Source organism: Roseibium algicola (genome assembly GCF_001999245.1).
Taxonomy (GTDB): domain Bacteria; phylum Pseudomonadota; class Alphaproteobacteria; order Rhizobiales; family Stappiaceae; genus Roseibium; species Roseibium algicola.
In genome coordinates this window covers 5429402-5447201 of record NZ_CP019630.1, presented here as the reverse complement: position 1 = coordinate 5447201, position 17800 = coordinate 5429402, and the positions used below count along the sequence as shown (strand labels likewise).

The window sequence follows — 17800 nt, the reverse complement described above, 5'->3', positions numbered from 1 at the left end:
AGCGCCTGGTTACCTCACTACAGCTCCGGACGAGTCGCTGAGCGATTGATGATACTGCGAAAGCTTTGCTAAAAGCGACCGCAGCCATTGTAGACGCAGCCGGAAACCGGCATTAACGCACAAACTTTGACAGAAGGAAGGCATGATGAGCGAATTGGCCGTCGGGGATGTCGCACCGGATTTCGAACTGGAAGGGGATGGCGGCAACAAGGTGTCGCTGAGCGCCCTCAAAGGAAAACCCGTCGTAGTGTATTTTTATCCCAAGGATGACACACCGGGCTGCACAAAGGAGGCTATTGCCTTCACTGAACAGTCCGATGCATTTGCCAAACTTGGTGTGACCATTATCGGGCTCTCGCCTGACACAGCCGCCAAACACGACAAGTTCATCGCCAAGCACAATCTGGCGATCAGACTGGGGGCGGACACGGAAAAGGAAGTCGCGGAGGCCTATGGGGTCTGGGTCGAAAAATCCATGTACGGCAAGAAATACATGGGTGTGGAACGCACCACCTTTCTCGTCGGTGCAGACGGCAAGATCGCCGAGATCTGGCGCAAGGTGAAAGTTCCAGGGCACGCGGATGCCGTTCTTGAGGCTGCGCGGGCCCTGTGAGTTCCCCACTGGAAACGGCAACCGGCAGCGCCTGGATGGTGACCGGAAGGGACAACTTGCCGCACACTCTGGTTGCCGGAGCGCGAGCGATCGTGTGCGCTTCCGATACAGCCGAAAAAGTGCGGCTTGCCTATGCTGTTTCCAGGGCCTGGTTTCAGCGTGAACTCGCTCTCGGATCTCCCTCGAGAGATGGTGCGATGCCGGATCGGCCGGGCCGGCCTGAAAAACCTGTTCTGCTTGCACCGCGAGACATGCCAAAACGCAGCTTGAAGGGCAAGGCGGGCCGCCTTGCCCTGATTCACTCCCTGGCACACATCGAGCTCAACGCAGTGGACCTGACATGGGATCTGATCGGACGCTTCGCGCACGTCAGGCTGCCCAGGTCCTACTATGACGACTGGGTGCGAGTCGGGCTTGAGGAAGCCAAGCATTTTGCCATGCTGCAGGAGCGCCTGGCGAAACTGGACGCCACCTACGGAGACCTGCCTGCCCACGACGGTCTCTGGCAGGCAGCGCAGGACACCGGACACGACCTTGCTGCCCGCCTTGCCATCATCCCGCTGGTACTCGAGGCAAGAGGCCTCGACATCACGCCACCGATGATCGAAAAAGCCCGCGAAATCGATGACGAAGACACCGCCAAATGTCTCGACATCATCTATCGGGACGAGAAAAACCATGTCGCCTTTGGCGCAAAGTGGTTCCGGTTTCTGTGTGACCGGCAGGGAATCAGGCCTGAGTCGGCATTCCACACCTACGTGCGCCGTCACTTCAGGGGTCCGTTAAAACCTCCCTTCAACGATCGCGCGCGGTCCGAAGCCGGACTAACTCCCGGTTTTTACAAGCCTCTTGCGCCTCTCATCGGATAAATTTCACAACCGTGAAGACGAATTATTAACCTTACCAAATTCTAATCAGGCTCAGATCTTTTGCAGAATGCAGGCAGTGACTGAGTGACAATGCAACAGCGCCAAGAATCGACGCGGACCTATCAAGCCCCCCGGACAGAGCCACATCATCCGGTTCTGGAAAAGGGCGAGAAGACGACCACGTACAGTGTAAGGCCGGTTCATCTTATTTGCGGTGCAATCGGCTGCGTGACGGCAACCTTGGCGGTTGCAGGCACAATTGGCTACTACGCCCTGCGCAGTGACATGATGGCCGAGGCCAGCGCTGAAAGAACAGAGCTGGTGCTGGAGTATCAGGACCACATCGACCGCCTGCGTACCGAGATTGCAAATCTGACGAGCCGCCAGATGGTCGACAGGGAAACCGTCGAGATCCAGGTAATGGACGTTCTGCGCCGGCAGCAGGACCTCAATCAGCGCCATGCCATCGTGGCCAACCTGGTTGCCAGGGCAGAAAGCGTCGGTATCTACCTCAGCAACGACAAGCCCCTGCCCCCGGAGAAACCTTCGCTCGACGAGCGCAACCTCGCTTCCCTGGATGGTAGCGACAAATCTGCAATCGGCGGCGAAAGCGAGTTGATCGAGGAACCGGTAAAGGCATTGGGATTGCGCGATGGTTCCACAAGATCCTTCGATCCACTGGCTATTCTGCAGCAGCCGGCAACCGATACCGCAACGCCGGGTGCCGACGTAAAAAAAAACTCTGAGAAACAGGCTGCCCTCGACGCGGTAAAGGCCGACATCTCCATGATGGACGAAGAAAGCACGGCGGCCGTCGATGCGATCACCATCGCGACGGAAGGCCGTATTGAGGACATCCTCCGCATCACGCGCTCAATTACGCCCGGGCTCAACGCCACACTGCGTGAAAAGACCTCCCTTGGCGGCCCGTTCCAGCCGATCAACGACGAGAACTTTCCAGACCGCCTGGACCGTGCAAACACAGCCCTGGACACACTGCGACGCGTGAAATTTACCGCACTGCGTCTGCCGATCAAACGGCCCGTCCGGAACGGCTCCGTGTCAAGCACCTACGGTCCCCGGGTTGATCCGTTCCTGGGCCGGCTGGCCATGCACACCGGCATCGATTTCAAGGCCCCTTACGGCGCACGCGTATTCGCAACGGCACCCGGCACAGTAATCAGTGCGGGACGTAATGGTGGCTACGGCAAGATGGTGGAGATCCGTCATGCGAACGGGTTCGTCACCCGCTATGCTCATATGAGCCGCATCCAGGTATCGGAAGGCGACCATGTTCTGGCGGGCGATCTCGTCGGCAATGTCGGCTCCACCGGTCGCTCCACAGGTCCACATCTCCACTACGAGATCCGCCGGCATGACAAGCCCGGCAATCCGGCAGCTTTCCTGTCGGCAGGTGATCGCTTCTCGGCACTCGACCTTTGAAGGGTGAGCAAGGCGGAAACAAAAAAACGGGGCCGAATGGCCCCGCTTTCATTTGTATTTTCCAATGTGCCTTTAGTCGATATCGGCGACTTCGACCGGATCTCCACCAAAGACGCGCTGTGCAAGCGCAGCTTCCATGAATTCATCCAGATCGCCATCGAGAACATCGCCCGGAGACGTGCTCTCAACGCCCGTGCGCAGGTCCTTGACCAACTGATAGGGCTGAAGCACGTAAGAGCGGATCTGGTGCCCCCAGCCGATGTCGGTTTTCGAGGCAGCTTCGGCGCTGGCCGCTTCTTCGCGCTTCTTCAACTCTGCTTCGTAAAGGCGGGCCTTCAGCATCGACCAGGCAGTTGCCCGGTTCTTGTGCTGTGAGCGCTCGGACTGACACTGCACCACGATACCGGTTGGCTGGTGCGTGATACGCACGGCGGAATCGGTCGTGTTGACGTGCTGACCACCTGCACCGGAGGCGCGGTAGGTATCAATGCGGCAATCACTCTCGTTGATGTCGATCTCGATGGAATCGTCAATCACCGGATAGACCCAGGCACTGGAGAAGCTGGTGTGGCGGCGGGCGTTGCTGTCATAGGGCGAAATCCGTACGAGGCGATGCACGCCCGATTCGGTCTTCAGCCAGCCATAGGCATTCTCGCCCTTGATCAGCAAGGTCGCAGACTTGATACCCGCTTCTTCACCGTCATGATATTCCAGCACTTCGACCTTGAAGCCTCGCTTTTCCGCCCACCGGCGGTACATGCGAAGCAACATGGACGCCCAGTCCTGGCTCTCGGTGCCACCGGCACCGGAGTTGATTTCCAGGTACGTGTCGTTCGCATCGGCCTCACCGGACAGCAGCGAATTGAGCTGCAGCTGGTTGACCTTGCCCTTGAGACCACGAAGCGCTTCCTCGGCATCGGTAATGACGGACTTGTCGTCTTCCATCTCGCCGAGTTCGATCAGTTCGATATTGTCGGAAAGGTCCTGCTCCAGCGACTTGATGCCACCAATGCTGTCATCAAGCTGCTGACGCTCGCGCATCAGCTTCTGGGCCTTGGACGGTTCATTCCAGAGGTTCGGATCTTCGGAAAGAGCGTTCAGCTCTTCCAGTCGGACGACGGCCTGATCCCAGTCAAAGATGCCTCCTCAGCAGGCTTATGGCCTGCTTGATTTCATCGACGATCGCTTCCATTTCGGCGCGCATCGGATACCTCGCTTTTGATGTGAAGCGGCCCGGTCTCCTGCAAGAGGCACCGGGCCGAGAATTGGAGCGGGACATTACCCAAGCAGGACTTCGCTGTAAACCGTCGAAAAGGATCTCGCGATGACCTGACAGTCGGCCAGCCCCTGCCAGGCCAGGCGGGTTAGTAAAGACCGCCTGTGCCGACCGTAACGGCCTGCTGCGCTTCCGGAGAAACTGCAGTCGGAACTCCCATGGTGTCCTGGAACCCGATGACGGAGTAACTGTCCGGCGGGGCCATACCCGGCTTGAAGGCTTCCAGGATCGAACCCGGATCACCGGCAGCGGTTCTAAGACCGGTGCGGCGGTTGATCGGGATCAGCTGAAGACCCTTGGGTACACGGAATTCCACCGGCGGCTTGTCGGCCAGAGCAGTCTTGACGAACTCGGTGAAGATCGGCGCCGCCACCTGACCGCCGGTTGCCCCGCGGCCCATCGGTTTCGGATTGTCGAAGCCCACAAACACGCCGACCGCAAGATCCGGCGTAAAGCCCATGAACCAGGCGTCTTTTTCGTCGTTGGTGGTACCGGTCTTGCCGGCGACCGGACGACCAACCGCACGAACGGACGTTGCCGTACCGCGCTGAACCACGCCTTCCATCATCGATGTGATCTGATAGGCAGTCATCGGGTCGAGTACCTGCTCGCGGTCGTCGATCAGGGTCGGTTCGTCCTGGCCTTCCCACACATCCTGCGTACAGCCGTCACAGATACGGCTGTCATGCTTGTAGATGGTACGGCCGTAACGGTCCTGAATACGGTCGATCAGCGTCGGTCGAACTTTCCTGCCGCCATTTGCGATGGTCGCATAAGCGGTGGTCAGCCGCAGCACGGTGGTTTCCCCCGCACCAAGTGACATGGACAGAACCGGAAGCATGTTGTCGTAGATGCCGAAACGCTTCGCATATTCTGCGACCAGCGGCATGCCCATGTCCTGAGCGAGCCGAACAGTCATGACGTTCCGCGACAGCTCGATGCCTGTGCGCAGGGTCGACGGACCGTAGAATTTGCCGCCGTAGTTCTGCGGGCGCCACGTGCCGAGACCCGGGCCCTGGCTGATTTCCAGAGGCGCGTCCATGATAACTGAGGACGGCGTGTAACCGTTGTCGAGAGCGGCAGCGTAAAGGAACGGCTTGAAGGACGAACCAGGCTGCCGGTAGGCCTGCGTTGCACGGTTGAATTCGCTCTGTGCAAAGCTGAAACCACCGACAAGTGCAAGGACACGGCCGGTATAGGGATCCATCGCCACCAGAGCGCCCGACACCTTCGGGATCTGACGAAGTTCATAGGTTCCCGGCGCAACCGGGCTTTCCTGGACATAAACAACATCGCCAGGCGTCAGCACATCGGAAACGGCGCTCGGTGCCCTGCCCTTGACCCGGGCCCATTTCATGGTGCTCAGGAACAACGGGCCGGTCTTGCGTTCTTCGGAAAGCTGGCCACTGACCTGCCGTTCCGGCTGAACGCCAATCTTGGCCTCTTCGCCGCCGGCTTCCAGAACCACTGCGAGCTTCCACTCCGGCAGATCGCTCAGGGCTTCCACCTTGGCCAGATCGATGCCCCAGTCGGCACCAAGGGTGATCTTGTCGACAGGGCCATTCCAGCTGCCACGCTGATGATCGAAGGCAATCAAACCGTCCATCAACGACTTGCGGGCCAGTTTCTGCATTTCGGGGTCAAGCGTCGATCGCACCGAAAGCCCGCCTTCGTAAAGGCGCTTGTCGCCGAAGATGTCGGCCACTTCGCGGCGGACTTCCTCAGTGAAGTACTCGGCGGCAAACAGGCGAGATCCGGTTTCACGCGGCTTGACGACAATCGGTTTCTGTTTGGCTTCCTCGCCATCCTGGGCGCTTACGTAACCATCTGCGATCATACGATCGATCACGTAGTTGCGGCGCGCAATGGCGGCCTCTGTCTTCCTGTAAGGATGATAGTTGCTCGGACCTTTCGGCAGCGCTGCCATATAGGCGATTTCTTCAAGCGACAGTTCGTGAACCGACTTGTCGAAATAGATCAGCGAAGCGGCTGCGACGCCGTAGGCCCCGAAGCCGAAATAGATCTCGTTGAGATAAAGCTCGAGAATTTCGTCCTTGGTGTAGGCCTGCTCGATGCGCAGGGAAAGAACCGCTTCCTTTACCTTTCGCTCATACGCGGCGGAACGGCGTTCACGCTCTTCGCTCACGAGATCGGACAAGAGGAAGTTCTTTGCGACCTGCTGCGTGATGGTCGAAGCACCTTCCGGACGACGGCCGGACCCATAGTTCTGGATGAAACGCACCGCCGCACGGGCGATGCCTTCCGGGTCAACACCGATGTGGGTGTAGAAATTCTTGTCTTCGGCTGCGACAAACGCCTGCTTGACGCGATCCGGGATTGCCTGGATCGGCAGGAACATGCGCCTTTGAGTCGCGTATTCGGCCATAAGACTACCGTCAGCGGCATGCACACGCGTCATGACCGGTGGCTCATAGTTCTTCAGGGCCGTATAATCCGGCAGATCCTTCGTCAGGTCCTGCAGGTACATCCAGACCCCAGCGGCAATCAGCAGCGCAAAGATCGCGCCGATTCCGAACAGGTAGCCAAAAAACTTCACCAAAAATTTCATACCGCGGGCTCGTCTTTCCCCGTTCTTAGCGCTTCCAGCTTTTTAACACGGAAACATTTGCTCAGCATCACCGATGCCGACAGTCGCACAAACTTGTCTGCCTTCCTCGTGCACCAATATGGCGATGCTGAGGCAATCGCCAGTGCTAACCTGCCATTTTGAAAGCAATGCAAGGATTTTTACTGTGACGGTGCTGCTTGTTGCCGCGCAAGCCGCGGCCGGAAAAATCCGTGAACAGCCTCGGTCATGGCATTCGCCATGCGTTCACGCCATTCGTCGGAAATCAGAAGCTTCTCGTCATGTTCGTTGGAGAGATAGCCGAGCTCGACCAGCACCGAGGGCACATCATGGGCCTTCAACACCCGGAAACCCGCAGAACGATGCGGATTGTTGATCAGCCGGACAGCGCTTTTGAGTTCGTCCACCAGCGACCGGGCGAAATAGACCGAAAACGACCTCGTTTCGCGTCGCGCAAGATCGATCAGGATATCTGTCACCTCTGTTGGCTCTTCCGTCAGATCCACACCGGCGATGACGTCCGACATGTTTTCTGATTGGGCCAGATCTTCGGCCAGTTGGTCCGACGCCCTGTCTGAAATTGTGTAGACGGTCGCGCCACGCGCCAATTTCTGCCCGCGCCGGACAGAATCGGCGTGAATGGAGATGAAGAGATCGGCTTCGAGCTCATGACCGATTTCAACTCGGCGCCCCAGCGGGATGAATGTGTCATCATCCCGGGTAAGTTGAACGTTGTAGAGCCCGCTTTCGTCCAGCTTTTCCTTGAGCAGCTGAGCGAAGTCGAGAACGATCGCCTTTTCGAGAGTTCCGTGGACACCTGTCGCCCCGGTGTCGATACCGCCATGCCCCGGATCAAGGACGATCAGTGGCTTGTCCCTGTTCTTGGGAGCGGTCAACCGGTCACTTTTCGGTGCGGAATCACTCCCGGCGACGACGCGCTTGGGCCTTGAGGTCTCGACAAAGGTGTCGAATTCGTCGGCTGTCGCGCTGACAAGGTCCACAACAAGCCGCGCAGGCTGGTCATCGACAGCCGGCAGGAAAAATGTCTTGTCGACCTTCACCGGTCCCGTCAGGTCCATCACCACACGGGATCTTCCAACCGCAAAGAGGCCGAAGCGCCAGTCGGTGACAAGCCCTCGCCCGCTCTCGCCAGAATCGGCCGGCAGCGAAAATGTCACTTCGGGAAGGTCAATGATCAGCCGGGCCGGATTGGCAAGGCCGGAGATGGTCGGTGTCACCTGACGGTTCATATCAAGAACGAATCGCGTGCGCGCCTCGTCTCCCGCCACGCGCGCTCCGGTTACCCGGGCCTTTTCCGGTTCGGCAGATGCGGCACAAGTCAGGCCGGCAAACGCAGCAACGCAGATGCTCAAAACCACTGCGAAAGACTTCGCCAGTCTCAAAACAGTGCCCGGTCCCTGGTCTACTTGCGGTTTCATTCTGTCCTTGAACTCAATTATTTCGGCCATGTCGCTCGAAAACTTCGCGTGTTGAGCCCCCGTCAGCCCTGTCATACGCCATCCGCCACGCAAGGAAAATGCCATATCCAATTCACATTGCTTGCAATGCGCTGCGACGGAACGTAAAAGTACCTTACGGATTTCGGTTTGAAACCGATACCTTTCCAGATAGCTGACATGGGTGTCTATCCACAACGCTATCGCATTCCCAGGCCTTCTAACGACAGAACAGAGGCCGTTCTGCCGCTTAAAGACAAGCCCTGGAAGACAGTGGATCTGGTATCGGCACCTCTTTGAGACCGCCCCGCCTCGCGACGTGTTGCCCTTACAAAACGGCAGTTTCCCCGGCGAGGCTTTCGGCGGCCGTTAGGAGCGGACCCATTCCGGAACCGGATGCAGGCCCATTGGCGAAGCCAGGCTGCATACCGGCAGAAGGTACAACGACTTAACTAAAGGGCCTGCGTTGCCTGAAGGACCCGCGCGATGCACATGGTGATCAACATACAGCAAGGTACCGCTTCAGCGGCTGCCTGCGTTGATCATACGACCGCGCCGGGCGCAGACGCTCTTTCTCATCTTAGCAAAACAAATACGGCAGACATCCTCCTGCTGCGCGATGCGCGTTTCGCACATGCGCCCATGAGTGCTGCCGTGGAGAAGTTCAATAATGGCAAACAAAATGCTGATCGACGCGGGCCACCCGGAAGAGACCCGGGTCGTCGTCGTGCGTGGCAATCGGGTTGAAGAATTCGACTTTGAAGCAGCTAATCGGAAGCAACTGCGCGGAAACATATATCTTGCCAAGGTAACCCGGGTCGAACCGTCCCTGCAGGCCGCATTCGTCGAATATGGCGGAAATCGCCACGGGTTCCTCGCTTTCAGCGAAATTCACCCTGACTACTATCAGATCCCTGTTGCCGACCGGGAAGCACTTCTGGCTGCGGAAGCAGCCGACAGACAGCGTGATGATTCGGACGGTGAAGAAAAACCAAAGCGCCGCCGCCGCTCCCGTGCATCACGAAACGAGGCTGCTGAAACCGTTGCCAGCGACAAGGTTGAGGCGGATGCCTCCGAAGACACCGCAGAAGGCGACGAAGAGGCCGTAAAAGCCACAGAAGATACTGACGCAGTTTCCGAAGAGACCTCTGCCGACGAAACGGATGGCGAAGGCGTATCGGCGCGCAGCACAGACGAAGACGCCTCTGACGAGGAAGACGACGAAGCTGCCTCTTCCGAGGAAGAAGCAGACGAAGAAGAAGAGGCTCCGGTTCGCTCACGTGGCCGCGGGCGCGGCCGTCGCCGCCAGCGCCAGAACGACGATGACGATGATGCCGACAATGATGTCGATGCCGTCGAATCCGTCGGCGCGGAAGATGCGATGGAAGAAGTTCCTGAACGCATTATCCCGCTGCGCAAGCAATACAAGATTCAGGAAGTCATCAAGCGCCGCCAGATCATTCTGGTGCAGGTGGTCAAGGAAGAGCGCGGCAACAAGGGCGCCGCACTGACGACCTACCTGTCGCTCGCAGGCCGCTATTCCGTGCTGATGCCGAACACCGCCCGTGGCGGCGGCATTTCGCGCAAAATTACCCAGCCGACTGACCGCAAGCGCCTGAAGAAGATCGCCTCCGAACTGGATGTGCCGGAAGGCATGGGCGTGATCCTGCGCACCGCCGGTGCAAGCCGGACGAAGGCCGAGATCAAGCGCGACTTCGAATACCTGATGCGGCTCTGGGAAAACGTTCGCGAGTTGACCTTGAAATCCAGTGCCCCAAGCCTCGTCTACGAGGAAGGCAGTCTGGTCAAGCGATCGATCCGCGACCTCTACAACAAGGACATCAACGAGGTCCTTGTTGCGGGCGAAGAAGGCTACCGCGAGGCCAAGGACTTCATGCGCATGCTCATGCCGAGCCATGCGAAGAACGTCCAGCCCTACCGCGACCCCTCGCCGCTGTTTATCCGCTACGGTGTCGAACCGCAGCTCGATGCAATGTTCTCGCCGCAGGTTACGCTGAAGTCCGGTGGTTATATCGTCATCAACCAGACCGAAGCTCTGGTCTCGATCGACGTGAACTCCGGCAAGTCAACCCGCGAACACAATATCGAGGACACCGCGCTCCAGACGAACCTGGAAGCGGCGGAAGAAGTGACCCGACAGCTACGCCTGCGCGATCTTGCCGGCCTGATCGTCATCGACTTCATCGACATGGAAGAGTCGAAGAACAATCGGTCGGTCGAGCGCAAGCTGAAGGATTGTCTGAAGAACGACCGCGCCCGCATTCAGGTTGGCCGGATCTCGCACTTCGGCCTGCTGGAAATGTCGCGTCAGCGCATCCGCACCGGCGTTCTGGAAAGCTCGACCACGCCTTGCCCGCATTGCCAGGGCACCGGCATGATCCGGTCTGTGGAATCCGTTGCCCTGCACGTGCTGCGTTCGGTTGAGGACAACCTTCTGAAAGGAGCGTCCCACAACCTGATCATTCGCACCACTACGCAGGTAGCGCTCTATATCCTCAACCAGAAACGTTCGAACCTGGTCGATCTGGAAACCCGCTTCGCCATCGATGTCGAAGTGCATGCGGACGACATGGTCAATGGCCAGCTCTACGTTCTGGAGCGCGGTGCACCGGTCGATCGCGACCGTGTGCCGATGCCGGTTCCTGCGATTGTCCAGCCGGATACGATCGAGATCATCGACGAAGACACCGAACAGCCGGACATTGAGGAATTCGCTCAGGAAGACGACAATGACGGCCGCCGCCGGCGCCGCCGTCGCAAGCGCCGGAGGGGTGGTTCCGATAACCAGCAGGACGATGGCGAATCGCGTCAGGTCAACGCCGAGGCAGACGATGCCGATGGCGATGACGAGCAGCCGCAGGAAGCCCGTTCAGGTGGTGATGAGGACGGTGACGATGAACCGCGTCGCAAGCGCCGCCGTGGACGCCGTGGTGGTCGCCGCGGCCGTCGCAACGGTGACGATATGCAGGCAGAAGGTGGCGCTGAAAACGACGGCGAGACCAATGACGAAACTCGGGAAGCCGCTTCCTCTGAAGAACAGCAGGACGATCAGACCGGTTCTGAAGCCGTAGCCGTCGCCGAAAGCGGTCAGGAAACAGAAGCTGCGGGTGCCGCATCACAGGATGGTGCCCAGGCCGATGAGGCAAAGGCCGTCGATGGCGACACGGTTTCGGACGCTAGCGGCGAAAGCCCTGCGGAAGAAACTGCGCAGCAGGACGGTGCCGCCGTTCCTGTAGAGGCCGATGCGGCAGATGAGACACCGGTGATGGCTGAAGCTGACACCATCGTGGTCGAAACGCCGACTTCCGAACAGCCGATTGCCAGCGAAGCCGATGCCGATGCCGAAGAAGAAGCACCTGCGCGCAAGGCGCCGGCCGAGCCTGTCGTAACCAGCGAAACATCTGGAGACGACGACAAGGAAGACAAGCCGAAACGCGGCGGCTGGTGGCAGCGTGGCCGGTCGTTCTTCTGAACCGGTGACATCAACCAGCTTTGAATTGGAAAAGGCGGCCAGTGTGCCGCCTTTTTTGTTGTCCGATGCGATCGATGATCAGACTGCTTTGAGAAAACCTCTGAGCTTCTCAAGCGCCAACTTCATATCGTCATGCGCACCTGCAAAGGAAAAGCGCAAGAACTCATGACCGTGCACGGGATCGAAATCGACACCGGGCGTTGCCGCGACACCTGCCTCGTGCAGCATACGCCTGGCGAAATCGAGACTGTCCGAGCTGAACTGGCTTATATCTGCATAGATGTAAAAGGCCCCATCTACCGGCAACAGCTTGTCGAGACCGATTTTCGGCAACCCGTCGAGAAGCAAGGCGCGGTTGGCAGCATACCCTGCCTTGACCGCTTCCAGTTCCTGCACCGAGTTGAGTGCTGCTCCCGCAGCGATCTGGGACAGCTCCGGCGGAGAAATATAGAGGCTCTGGGCAATCCGCTCTGTTGGGCGCACCAGTTGCTCCGGCAACACCAGCCAGCCAATGCGCCAGCCCGTCATGCAATAGTATTTCGAGAAACTGTTGACGATAATGACATTCTGCGATGTTTCCAGCGCTGTCTTCTCTTCACCGTCGTAGCAAAGCCCATGGTAGATCTCATCCGAGATGAACCATATGCCCGCCTCGTCGCAATAGCGGATCAGGTCTTCCAGCGCGTCGGCCGTCATCATCGTTCCGGTCGGATTGGCTGGACTGGCAACCAGGACGCCTTTCACAGGACCTTCTTTTTGAGCCTCTTCCAGATGCGCTGGCGTCAGGCTCCACCGGGTTTCCTCCCCGACTTCGATCTCGACCGCAACGAGACCAAGGGCTTTCAGGATGTTGCGATAGGCCGGATAACCGGGAGCCGTCAGGACAATTCGGTCCCCGGGATCAAACGCGGCAAGGAAGGCGAGATTGAAACCGGCGGATGAGCCCGTGGTTGCCATGATCCGCTCGACAGGCACGTCGACGCCATAGGTCGTTCGATAATGCGCAGCCAATGCCTCGCGCAACGGGCGGATGCCAAGCGCTTCGGTGTAGCCGAGACGACCATGATCCAGAGCTTTTCTCGCCATATCCAACGCAGCCTTGGGCGCCGGGGCCGATGGCTGCCCGACTTCCATATGAATGATCTTGCGCCCCTGCGCTTCCAGACGTGCCGCTTCGGCAAGAACATCCATTGCGATGAAGGGGGCAACGTCACTGCGGCGAGACGGTTGAAAAAGAGGCTGGTTCATGTGTCCTGAAAATCCGGCTGAGAAACTGGCTTCACCCTATCGCGGATTTTTCCATCCGATGCAACGCGTGCGGCCAGTTGCAACTTTCGGGCTGCTCCGGCACGACAACGGCCCGGCACCTTACCTTTTTGTCATGCCGGCTTCCTTGACCCGCATCGCACACCTCCATACCTTCGCCACACATCCATGTCCCAGGATAACATCTGAGCAAAGATGAGCCTGGAAAGCGTTCCGGTCCGGATTGGAGTTTTGCACCTGTGCCTGGTTCCGCCATTTTGAAAATCGATTTTCCTCGCAGCCTTGCGCGTAAAGCGGTCTCACTTGCCTGTGCAAGCGCCCTCGCCCTGCCTCTTGTTTCGGTACCAGCGATGGCACAGGGGCGCAGCCTGCCGCTCGTGCGCGATGCAGAAACGGAACATCTTCTGAAGGACTATGCGACGCCGATCTTCAAGGCTGCCGGCATTTCCAATTCAGAACCGGAAATCATTCTGGTCAACGACAAGAGCTTCAACGCTTTCGTTCCCGACAGCCGCAGGATGTTCATCAACATCGGTGTCATCATGGAATCGGAAACACCCGGTGAAGTGATTGGCGTGATTGCCCATGAATCGGGCCACATCGCCGGTCGTCATCTCGTGCGCCTGCGTGCCGCTGCCGCCAATGCCCAGATCATCTCTGTCATCGGCATGATTCTCGGTGCGGGGGCCGCGGCAGCCGGTGCGGCCTCCGGGTCCGGTGAGGTTGCTTCGGGCGGTGGCGCTGTGATCATGGGCTCGGGATCCGTCGGCCAGCGGTCGTTCCTGTCCTATCAGCGCGGCGAAGAAGCTGCAGCCGACCGGGCTGCACTCAAATACCTGAGTGCCACCGGACAAAGCCCGCGCGGCCTGCTGAAGACCTTCGAGCGCATGTCGGAACAACAGATGTTCACCCGCAAGTACGCCGACCCTTATGCCCAGAGCCATCCGATGGCGCAGGACCGCTACAACAGTCTGGCGACCGACGCGCAGAAATCGAAATACTTCAACCAGCCGGAAGACTATGTACTGCAATACAGGCACGACATGGTGCGGGCCAAGCTGTTCGCCTTCACCAGCCATCCGTCCGCCACGTTGCGAGCCTATCCGCGCAGCGACAAAAGCCCCCAGGCACAATATGCACGCGCTATTGCCGCAATGAAGAGCCGGGGAAAAGGCGCGGTCAAGGAGATAGACGCCCTGATCCGCACGCAGCCGAACAACCCCTATTATTACGAGCTTAAGGGGCAGGCCCTGATCGAAGGTGGCGATCCCAAAGGCGCGATTGCGCCCTTCCGCAAGGCTCTGTCGTTCAAACCGACCGAACCGCAGTTCCTCACCTGGCTCGGGTATGCGCTGGTTGCTTCGAACGACAAGTCCAATCTGCCGGAGGCAGAACGCATCTTGAAGGAGGCGATCCAGCGGGACCAGAACTCGGGCGTTGCCTACAGTCAGCTGGCCATTGCCCACGGCCGCCAGGGCGAGCGTGCGGAAGCTGATTTGGCAACTGCGAAAGGCCTGATGGTGAGTGGCGATTTCCAGGCTGCCAAACGCTACGCGGCGCGTGCTCAAAAAAGTTTGAAGAGAGGAACGCCGGCATGGCTTCAAGCGGACGACATTGTAGCGTACAACCCACCTAATCTGCCTAACAACGGCCGCTGATATCTCAGACACATATGGGTGCCGTTTGAACGAAAGACGGTTACCTGAGGAGCCTTGAATGACCGACACTTCCCCGAAGATCCAGATCCTGAAGACCGGGTCGCTCTGCCCGCCGATGCTGCTGCGCGTCCTGTCGGCTTGTGCGCTTGCACTTACCCTTCTGGCTGGCCCGGTTGCCGCTCAGGATCTGAACCGCGGTGAGATTGAAAAAATCGTGCGGGAATATCTGCTTGAGCATCCTGAAGTGATTGCCGAAGCGCTGACCGAACTCGATCGCCGTGAAAAGGAAGCTGCAGAAGTTGCGCTCGTGGAAGCCCTCAACGAAAGCGCCGACGTTCTTTTCAATTCGTCGCGGCAGGTGGTTCTGGGCAATCCGGAAGGGTCTGTCACCCTGGTCGAGTTCTTCGATTATAACTGCGGCTACTGCAAGCGCGCGCACGGCGACATGGTCAAGCTGATCGATGAAAACCCCGACCTTAAAGTCGTCCTGAAGGAATTCCCGGTTCTCGGCCAGGGCTCTGTCGAAGCAGCCCAGGTGGCTGTCGCGGTCAACTCTGTGGCGCCAGAGAAATACGGCGAATTCCATGAAAAACTGCTGCTGAGCCGCGGCCAGGCGAACCGGGCCAGCGCCCTCGCCGCAGCGACGTCCGTCGGCATTTCGGAAGACGATCTCCTGGCGTCCATGAAAACGGACGAAGCCGGCCAGACGATTGAAGAAGTCTACTCCCTGGCTAACCGTCTCGGCTTGACCGGCACTCCGTCCTATGTGGTCGGCAACGACGTGGTCATGGGCGCGGTCGGTTACGAGGAACTGAGCCAGAAGCTCGACGCGCTGCAGAATTGCGGCCAGACCACTTGCTGAACCTGTGAGCCGAAACAGTGTTTCGGCGTTCACTTGCCTGTTGGAAACCCCCATTCCTCATGTCAGTGAGAAATCGGGGGTTTTCCTGTTCCAATTGAATCCCTATAAGAAGCGTGGCTCGCCTCCAGGAAGAGACGGGCCGAAGATCTTTGTCCGCCCAACAACGGCGGAGCAAGAGCGTGGTTGCGGCCCCGGCCTTACGGACCCTGATCGAGTTGCAGGGCTGGATATTTCGGGTCTGACCCCATCCCGGTATGGAGCGGTCGCCCGGCGAGCCGGCCAGCTGCGTGTCTTGCGGACCGAGTATGAGAGCCAAACATGATGCGTAATGATAACAAGAAATTCGACACGGCCCTGATCCGGGACCTCGCCGTTCTCCTGGATGAGACAAATCTCTCGGAAATCGAACTGGAACAAGGTGACACGCGCATTCGCGTGGCCCGTCAGATGACGATCAGCGCACCGGTGAACGTTGCAGCACCTATGGCCGCACCGACAGCGCCGGCCGCAGCGGCTTCCCCGGCAGCAGCAGCGCCTGCCGCCGAACCGGCCCACGCCGGCACGACCGTGACCTCGCCAATGGTCGGCACGGCCTATCTCGCCGCCGAACCGGGCGCGCCTGCCTTCATTCAGGTTGGCGACAAGGTGGTGGAAGGTCAGACGATCCTGATCATCGAAGCCATGAAAACCATGAACCACATTCCTGCCACCAAGGCGGGCACCGTCAAGCAGATCCTTGTGGACGACGCTCAGCCGGTGGAATTCGGCGAACCGCTTATTATCGTCGAATAAGGAGCCGTTGTGGCCATGTTCTCCAAGATTCTCATTGCCAACCGCGGCGAGATCGCCCTGCGCATCCTGCGCGCCTGTAAAGAGCTCGGCATCTCCACCGTTGCGGTTCACTCCACCGCTGATGCGGATGCGATGCATGTGCGCCTGGCAGACGAAAGCGTCTGCATTGGCCCGCCTGCCGCGCGTGACAGCTACCTGAACATCCCGCAGCTTCTTGCGGCTTGTGAAATCACCGGAGCCGATGCCGTCCACCCGGGTTACGGCTTCCTGTCGGAAAACGCCCGTTTCGCGGAAATCCTTGAAGCACACGGTATCGAATTCATCGGCCCGACCGCTGAACACATTCGCATCATGGGTGACAAGATCCAGGCCAAGCAGACGGCCAAGGACCTCGGCATCCCGGTTGTTCCTGGCTCCGACGGTGCCGTGACGGCTGGTGACGACGCCCACGCGATCGCCCGCGAGATCGGCTACCCGGTTCTGGTAAAGGCAGCTGCAGGTGGCGGTGGCCGCGGCATGAAGGTTGCCCGCACCGAAGCCGAGCTTGATACTGCCCTGTCCACGGCACGTTCCGAAGCAAAGGCTGCCTTCGGCGACGACGCGCTCTACATGGAAAAATACCTCGGCAAGCCTCGGCATATCGAGATCCAGGTTCTGGGTGATGGCAAGGGCAACGCGGTTCACCTCGGTGAACGCGACTGTTCGCTGCAGCGCCGCCACCAGAAGGTGCTCGAAGAAGCTCCCTCCCCGAGCCTCAATGCCAGCCAGCGCAAGGAAATCGGCGAGATCGTCGCTGCTGCCATGCGCAAGCTGAAATACCGCGGCGTCGGCACGGTGGAATTCCTCTATGAGAACGGCGAGTTCTATTTCATTGAAATGAACACCCGTCTGCAGGTTGAACACCCAGTTACGGAGATGATCACCGGCATCGACCTCGTCAACGAGCAGATCCGCATCGCCGCAGGTGGATCGCTGGATATGACCCAGGACGACATCACGTTCGAAGGCCACGCCATCGAATGCCGCATCAACGCGGAAGATCCTGTCAACTTCACGCCGTCACCGGGCACAATCACCTACTACCACCCGCCGGGCGGTCTGGGTGTTCGCGTCGACAGCGGTGTCTATCAGGGCTACAAGATCCCGCCTTATTATGACAGTCTGATCGGCAAGCTGATCGTTCATGGCCGTAACCGCGTGGAATGCATGATGCGTCTGCGTCGTTGCCTGGACGAATTTGTGGTTGACGAAATCAAGTCGACTATTCCGCTTTTCCGCGATCTGGTGGAAAATCAGGACATAGCGAACGGTCAGTACGACATCCACTGGCTGGAACAATATCTGGCGAAGAAGTCCAGCTGACCGGATCCTGGGACGAGTGCCGGGAGCATTGCGTGTTCCAAGGAATGCGCATGAGGTGCTCCGGCACTCAGGTCGATCAGATTTTGGGTGCTCAAGTCGACACCTGCTGATCTGCCCATCCC

General features: G+C 58.9%; 12 protein-coding genes. 8 read left to right on the top strand and 4 right to left on the bottom strand.

The features are described 5' to 3' along the window. Nucleotides 1-145: 145 nt before the first annotated feature. The 3 genes from bcp (at nt 146) to B0E33_RS31585 (ending at nt 2925) form a co-directional block, all read left to right on the top strand. Nucleotides 146-613, top strand: coding sequence for a thioredoxin-dependent thiol peroxidase (bcp, locus tag B0E33_RS25280; RefSeq protein ID WP_062491612.1), 468 nt, complete (start codon nt 146-148; stop codon nt 611-613). 35 nt (nt 614-648) lie between these two features. Next, complete coding sequence (locus tag B0E33_RS25275) at nt 649-1482, top strand: ferritin-like domain-containing protein (protein WP_055654549.1); 834 nt, start codon at nt 649-651, stop codon at nt 1480-1482. A gap of 90 nt (nt 1483-1572) precedes the next feature. Then, the gene (locus B0E33_RS31585; RefSeq protein ID WP_077292751.1) at nt 1573-2925 is read left to right on the top strand and encodes a M23 family metallopeptidase; all 1353 of its coding nucleotides are present in this window, start codon (nt 1573-1575) and stop codon (nt 2923-2925) included. A gap of 72 nt (nt 2926-2997) precedes the next feature. On the opposite strand, the gene prfB is transcribed toward B0E33_RS31585, so the two are convergent. The 3 genes from prfB to B0E33_RS25255 form a co-directional block, all read right to left on the bottom strand. Continuing rightward, a protein-coding gene (gene prfB / locus B0E33_RS25265; protein ID WP_168692966.1) for a peptide chain release factor 2 occupies nt 2998-4129 on the bottom strand; the annotation gives its coding sequence in 2 pieces (ribosomal slippage) (nt 2998-4059 and nt 4061-4129; 1131 coding nt in all). A 160-nt stretch (nt 4130-4289) separates the two neighbouring features. After that, nucleotides 4290-6761 (bottom strand): penicillin-binding protein 1A, encoded by a 2472-nt coding sequence (locus tag B0E33_RS25260; protein WP_035909305.1) that lies wholly within the window; start codon nt 6759-6761, stop codon nt 4290-4292. A gap of 188 nt (nt 6762-6949) precedes the next feature. Beyond that, entirely contained in the window at nt 6950-8227 is a 1278-nt protein-coding gene (locus B0E33_RS25255) for an N-acetylmuramoyl-L-alanine amidase (protein ID WP_077293616.1), read from the bottom strand. Nucleotides 8228-8915: 688 nt separating this feature from the next. On the opposite strand from B0E33_RS25255, the gene B0E33_RS25250 reads away from it, so the two are divergent. Beyond that, nucleotides 8916-11738: a ribonuclease E/G gene (locus tag B0E33_RS25250; RefSeq protein ID WP_077292749.1), complete on the top strand. Its 2823-nt coding sequence runs from the start codon at nt 8916-8918 to the stop codon at nt 11736-11738. A gap of 78 nt (nt 11739-11816) precedes the next feature. Here B0E33_RS25250 and B0E33_RS25245 read toward each other — a convergent pair whose 3' ends face one another. Further along, complete coding sequence (locus tag B0E33_RS25245; protein ID WP_077292748.1) at nt 11817-12986, bottom strand: pyridoxal phosphate-dependent aminotransferase; 1170 nt, start codon at nt 12984-12986, stop codon at nt 11817-11819. A 368-nt stretch (nt 12987-13354) separates the two neighbouring features. Between B0E33_RS25245 and B0E33_RS25240 the strand changes: the two genes are divergently transcribed. The 4 genes from B0E33_RS25240 to accC all read left to right on the top strand — a co-directional run bounded on the left by B0E33_RS25240 (nt 13355) and on the right by accC (nt 17678). Next, complete coding sequence (locus B0E33_RS25240) at nt 13355-14662, top strand: M48 family metalloprotease (RefSeq protein WP_077293614.1); 1308 nt, start codon at nt 13355-13357, stop codon at nt 14660-14662. A 58-nt stretch (nt 14663-14720) separates the two neighbouring features. Further along, nucleotides 14721-15524: a DsbA family protein gene (locus B0E33_RS25235; RefSeq protein WP_156912484.1), complete on the top strand. Its 804-nt coding sequence runs from the start codon at nt 14721-14723 to the stop codon at nt 15522-15524. A 318-nt stretch (nt 15525-15842) separates the two neighbouring features. Then, nucleotides 15843-16316 carry an acetyl-CoA carboxylase biotin carboxyl carrier protein gene (gene accB, locus B0E33_RS25230; RefSeq protein ID WP_022998398.1) on the top strand — a complete coding sequence of 158 codons (474 nt, stop codon included), beginning with the start codon at nt 15843-15845 and terminating at the stop codon, nt 16314-16316. Nucleotides 16317-16331: 15 nt separating this feature from the next. Next, nucleotides 16332-17678, top strand: a complete 1347-nt coding sequence (gene accC, locus B0E33_RS25225) for an acetyl-CoA carboxylase biotin carboxylase subunit (protein ID WP_022998397.1) — start codon at nt 16332-16334, stop codon at nt 17676-17678. The last annotated feature ends 122 nt before the right edge of the window (nt 17679-17800 follow it).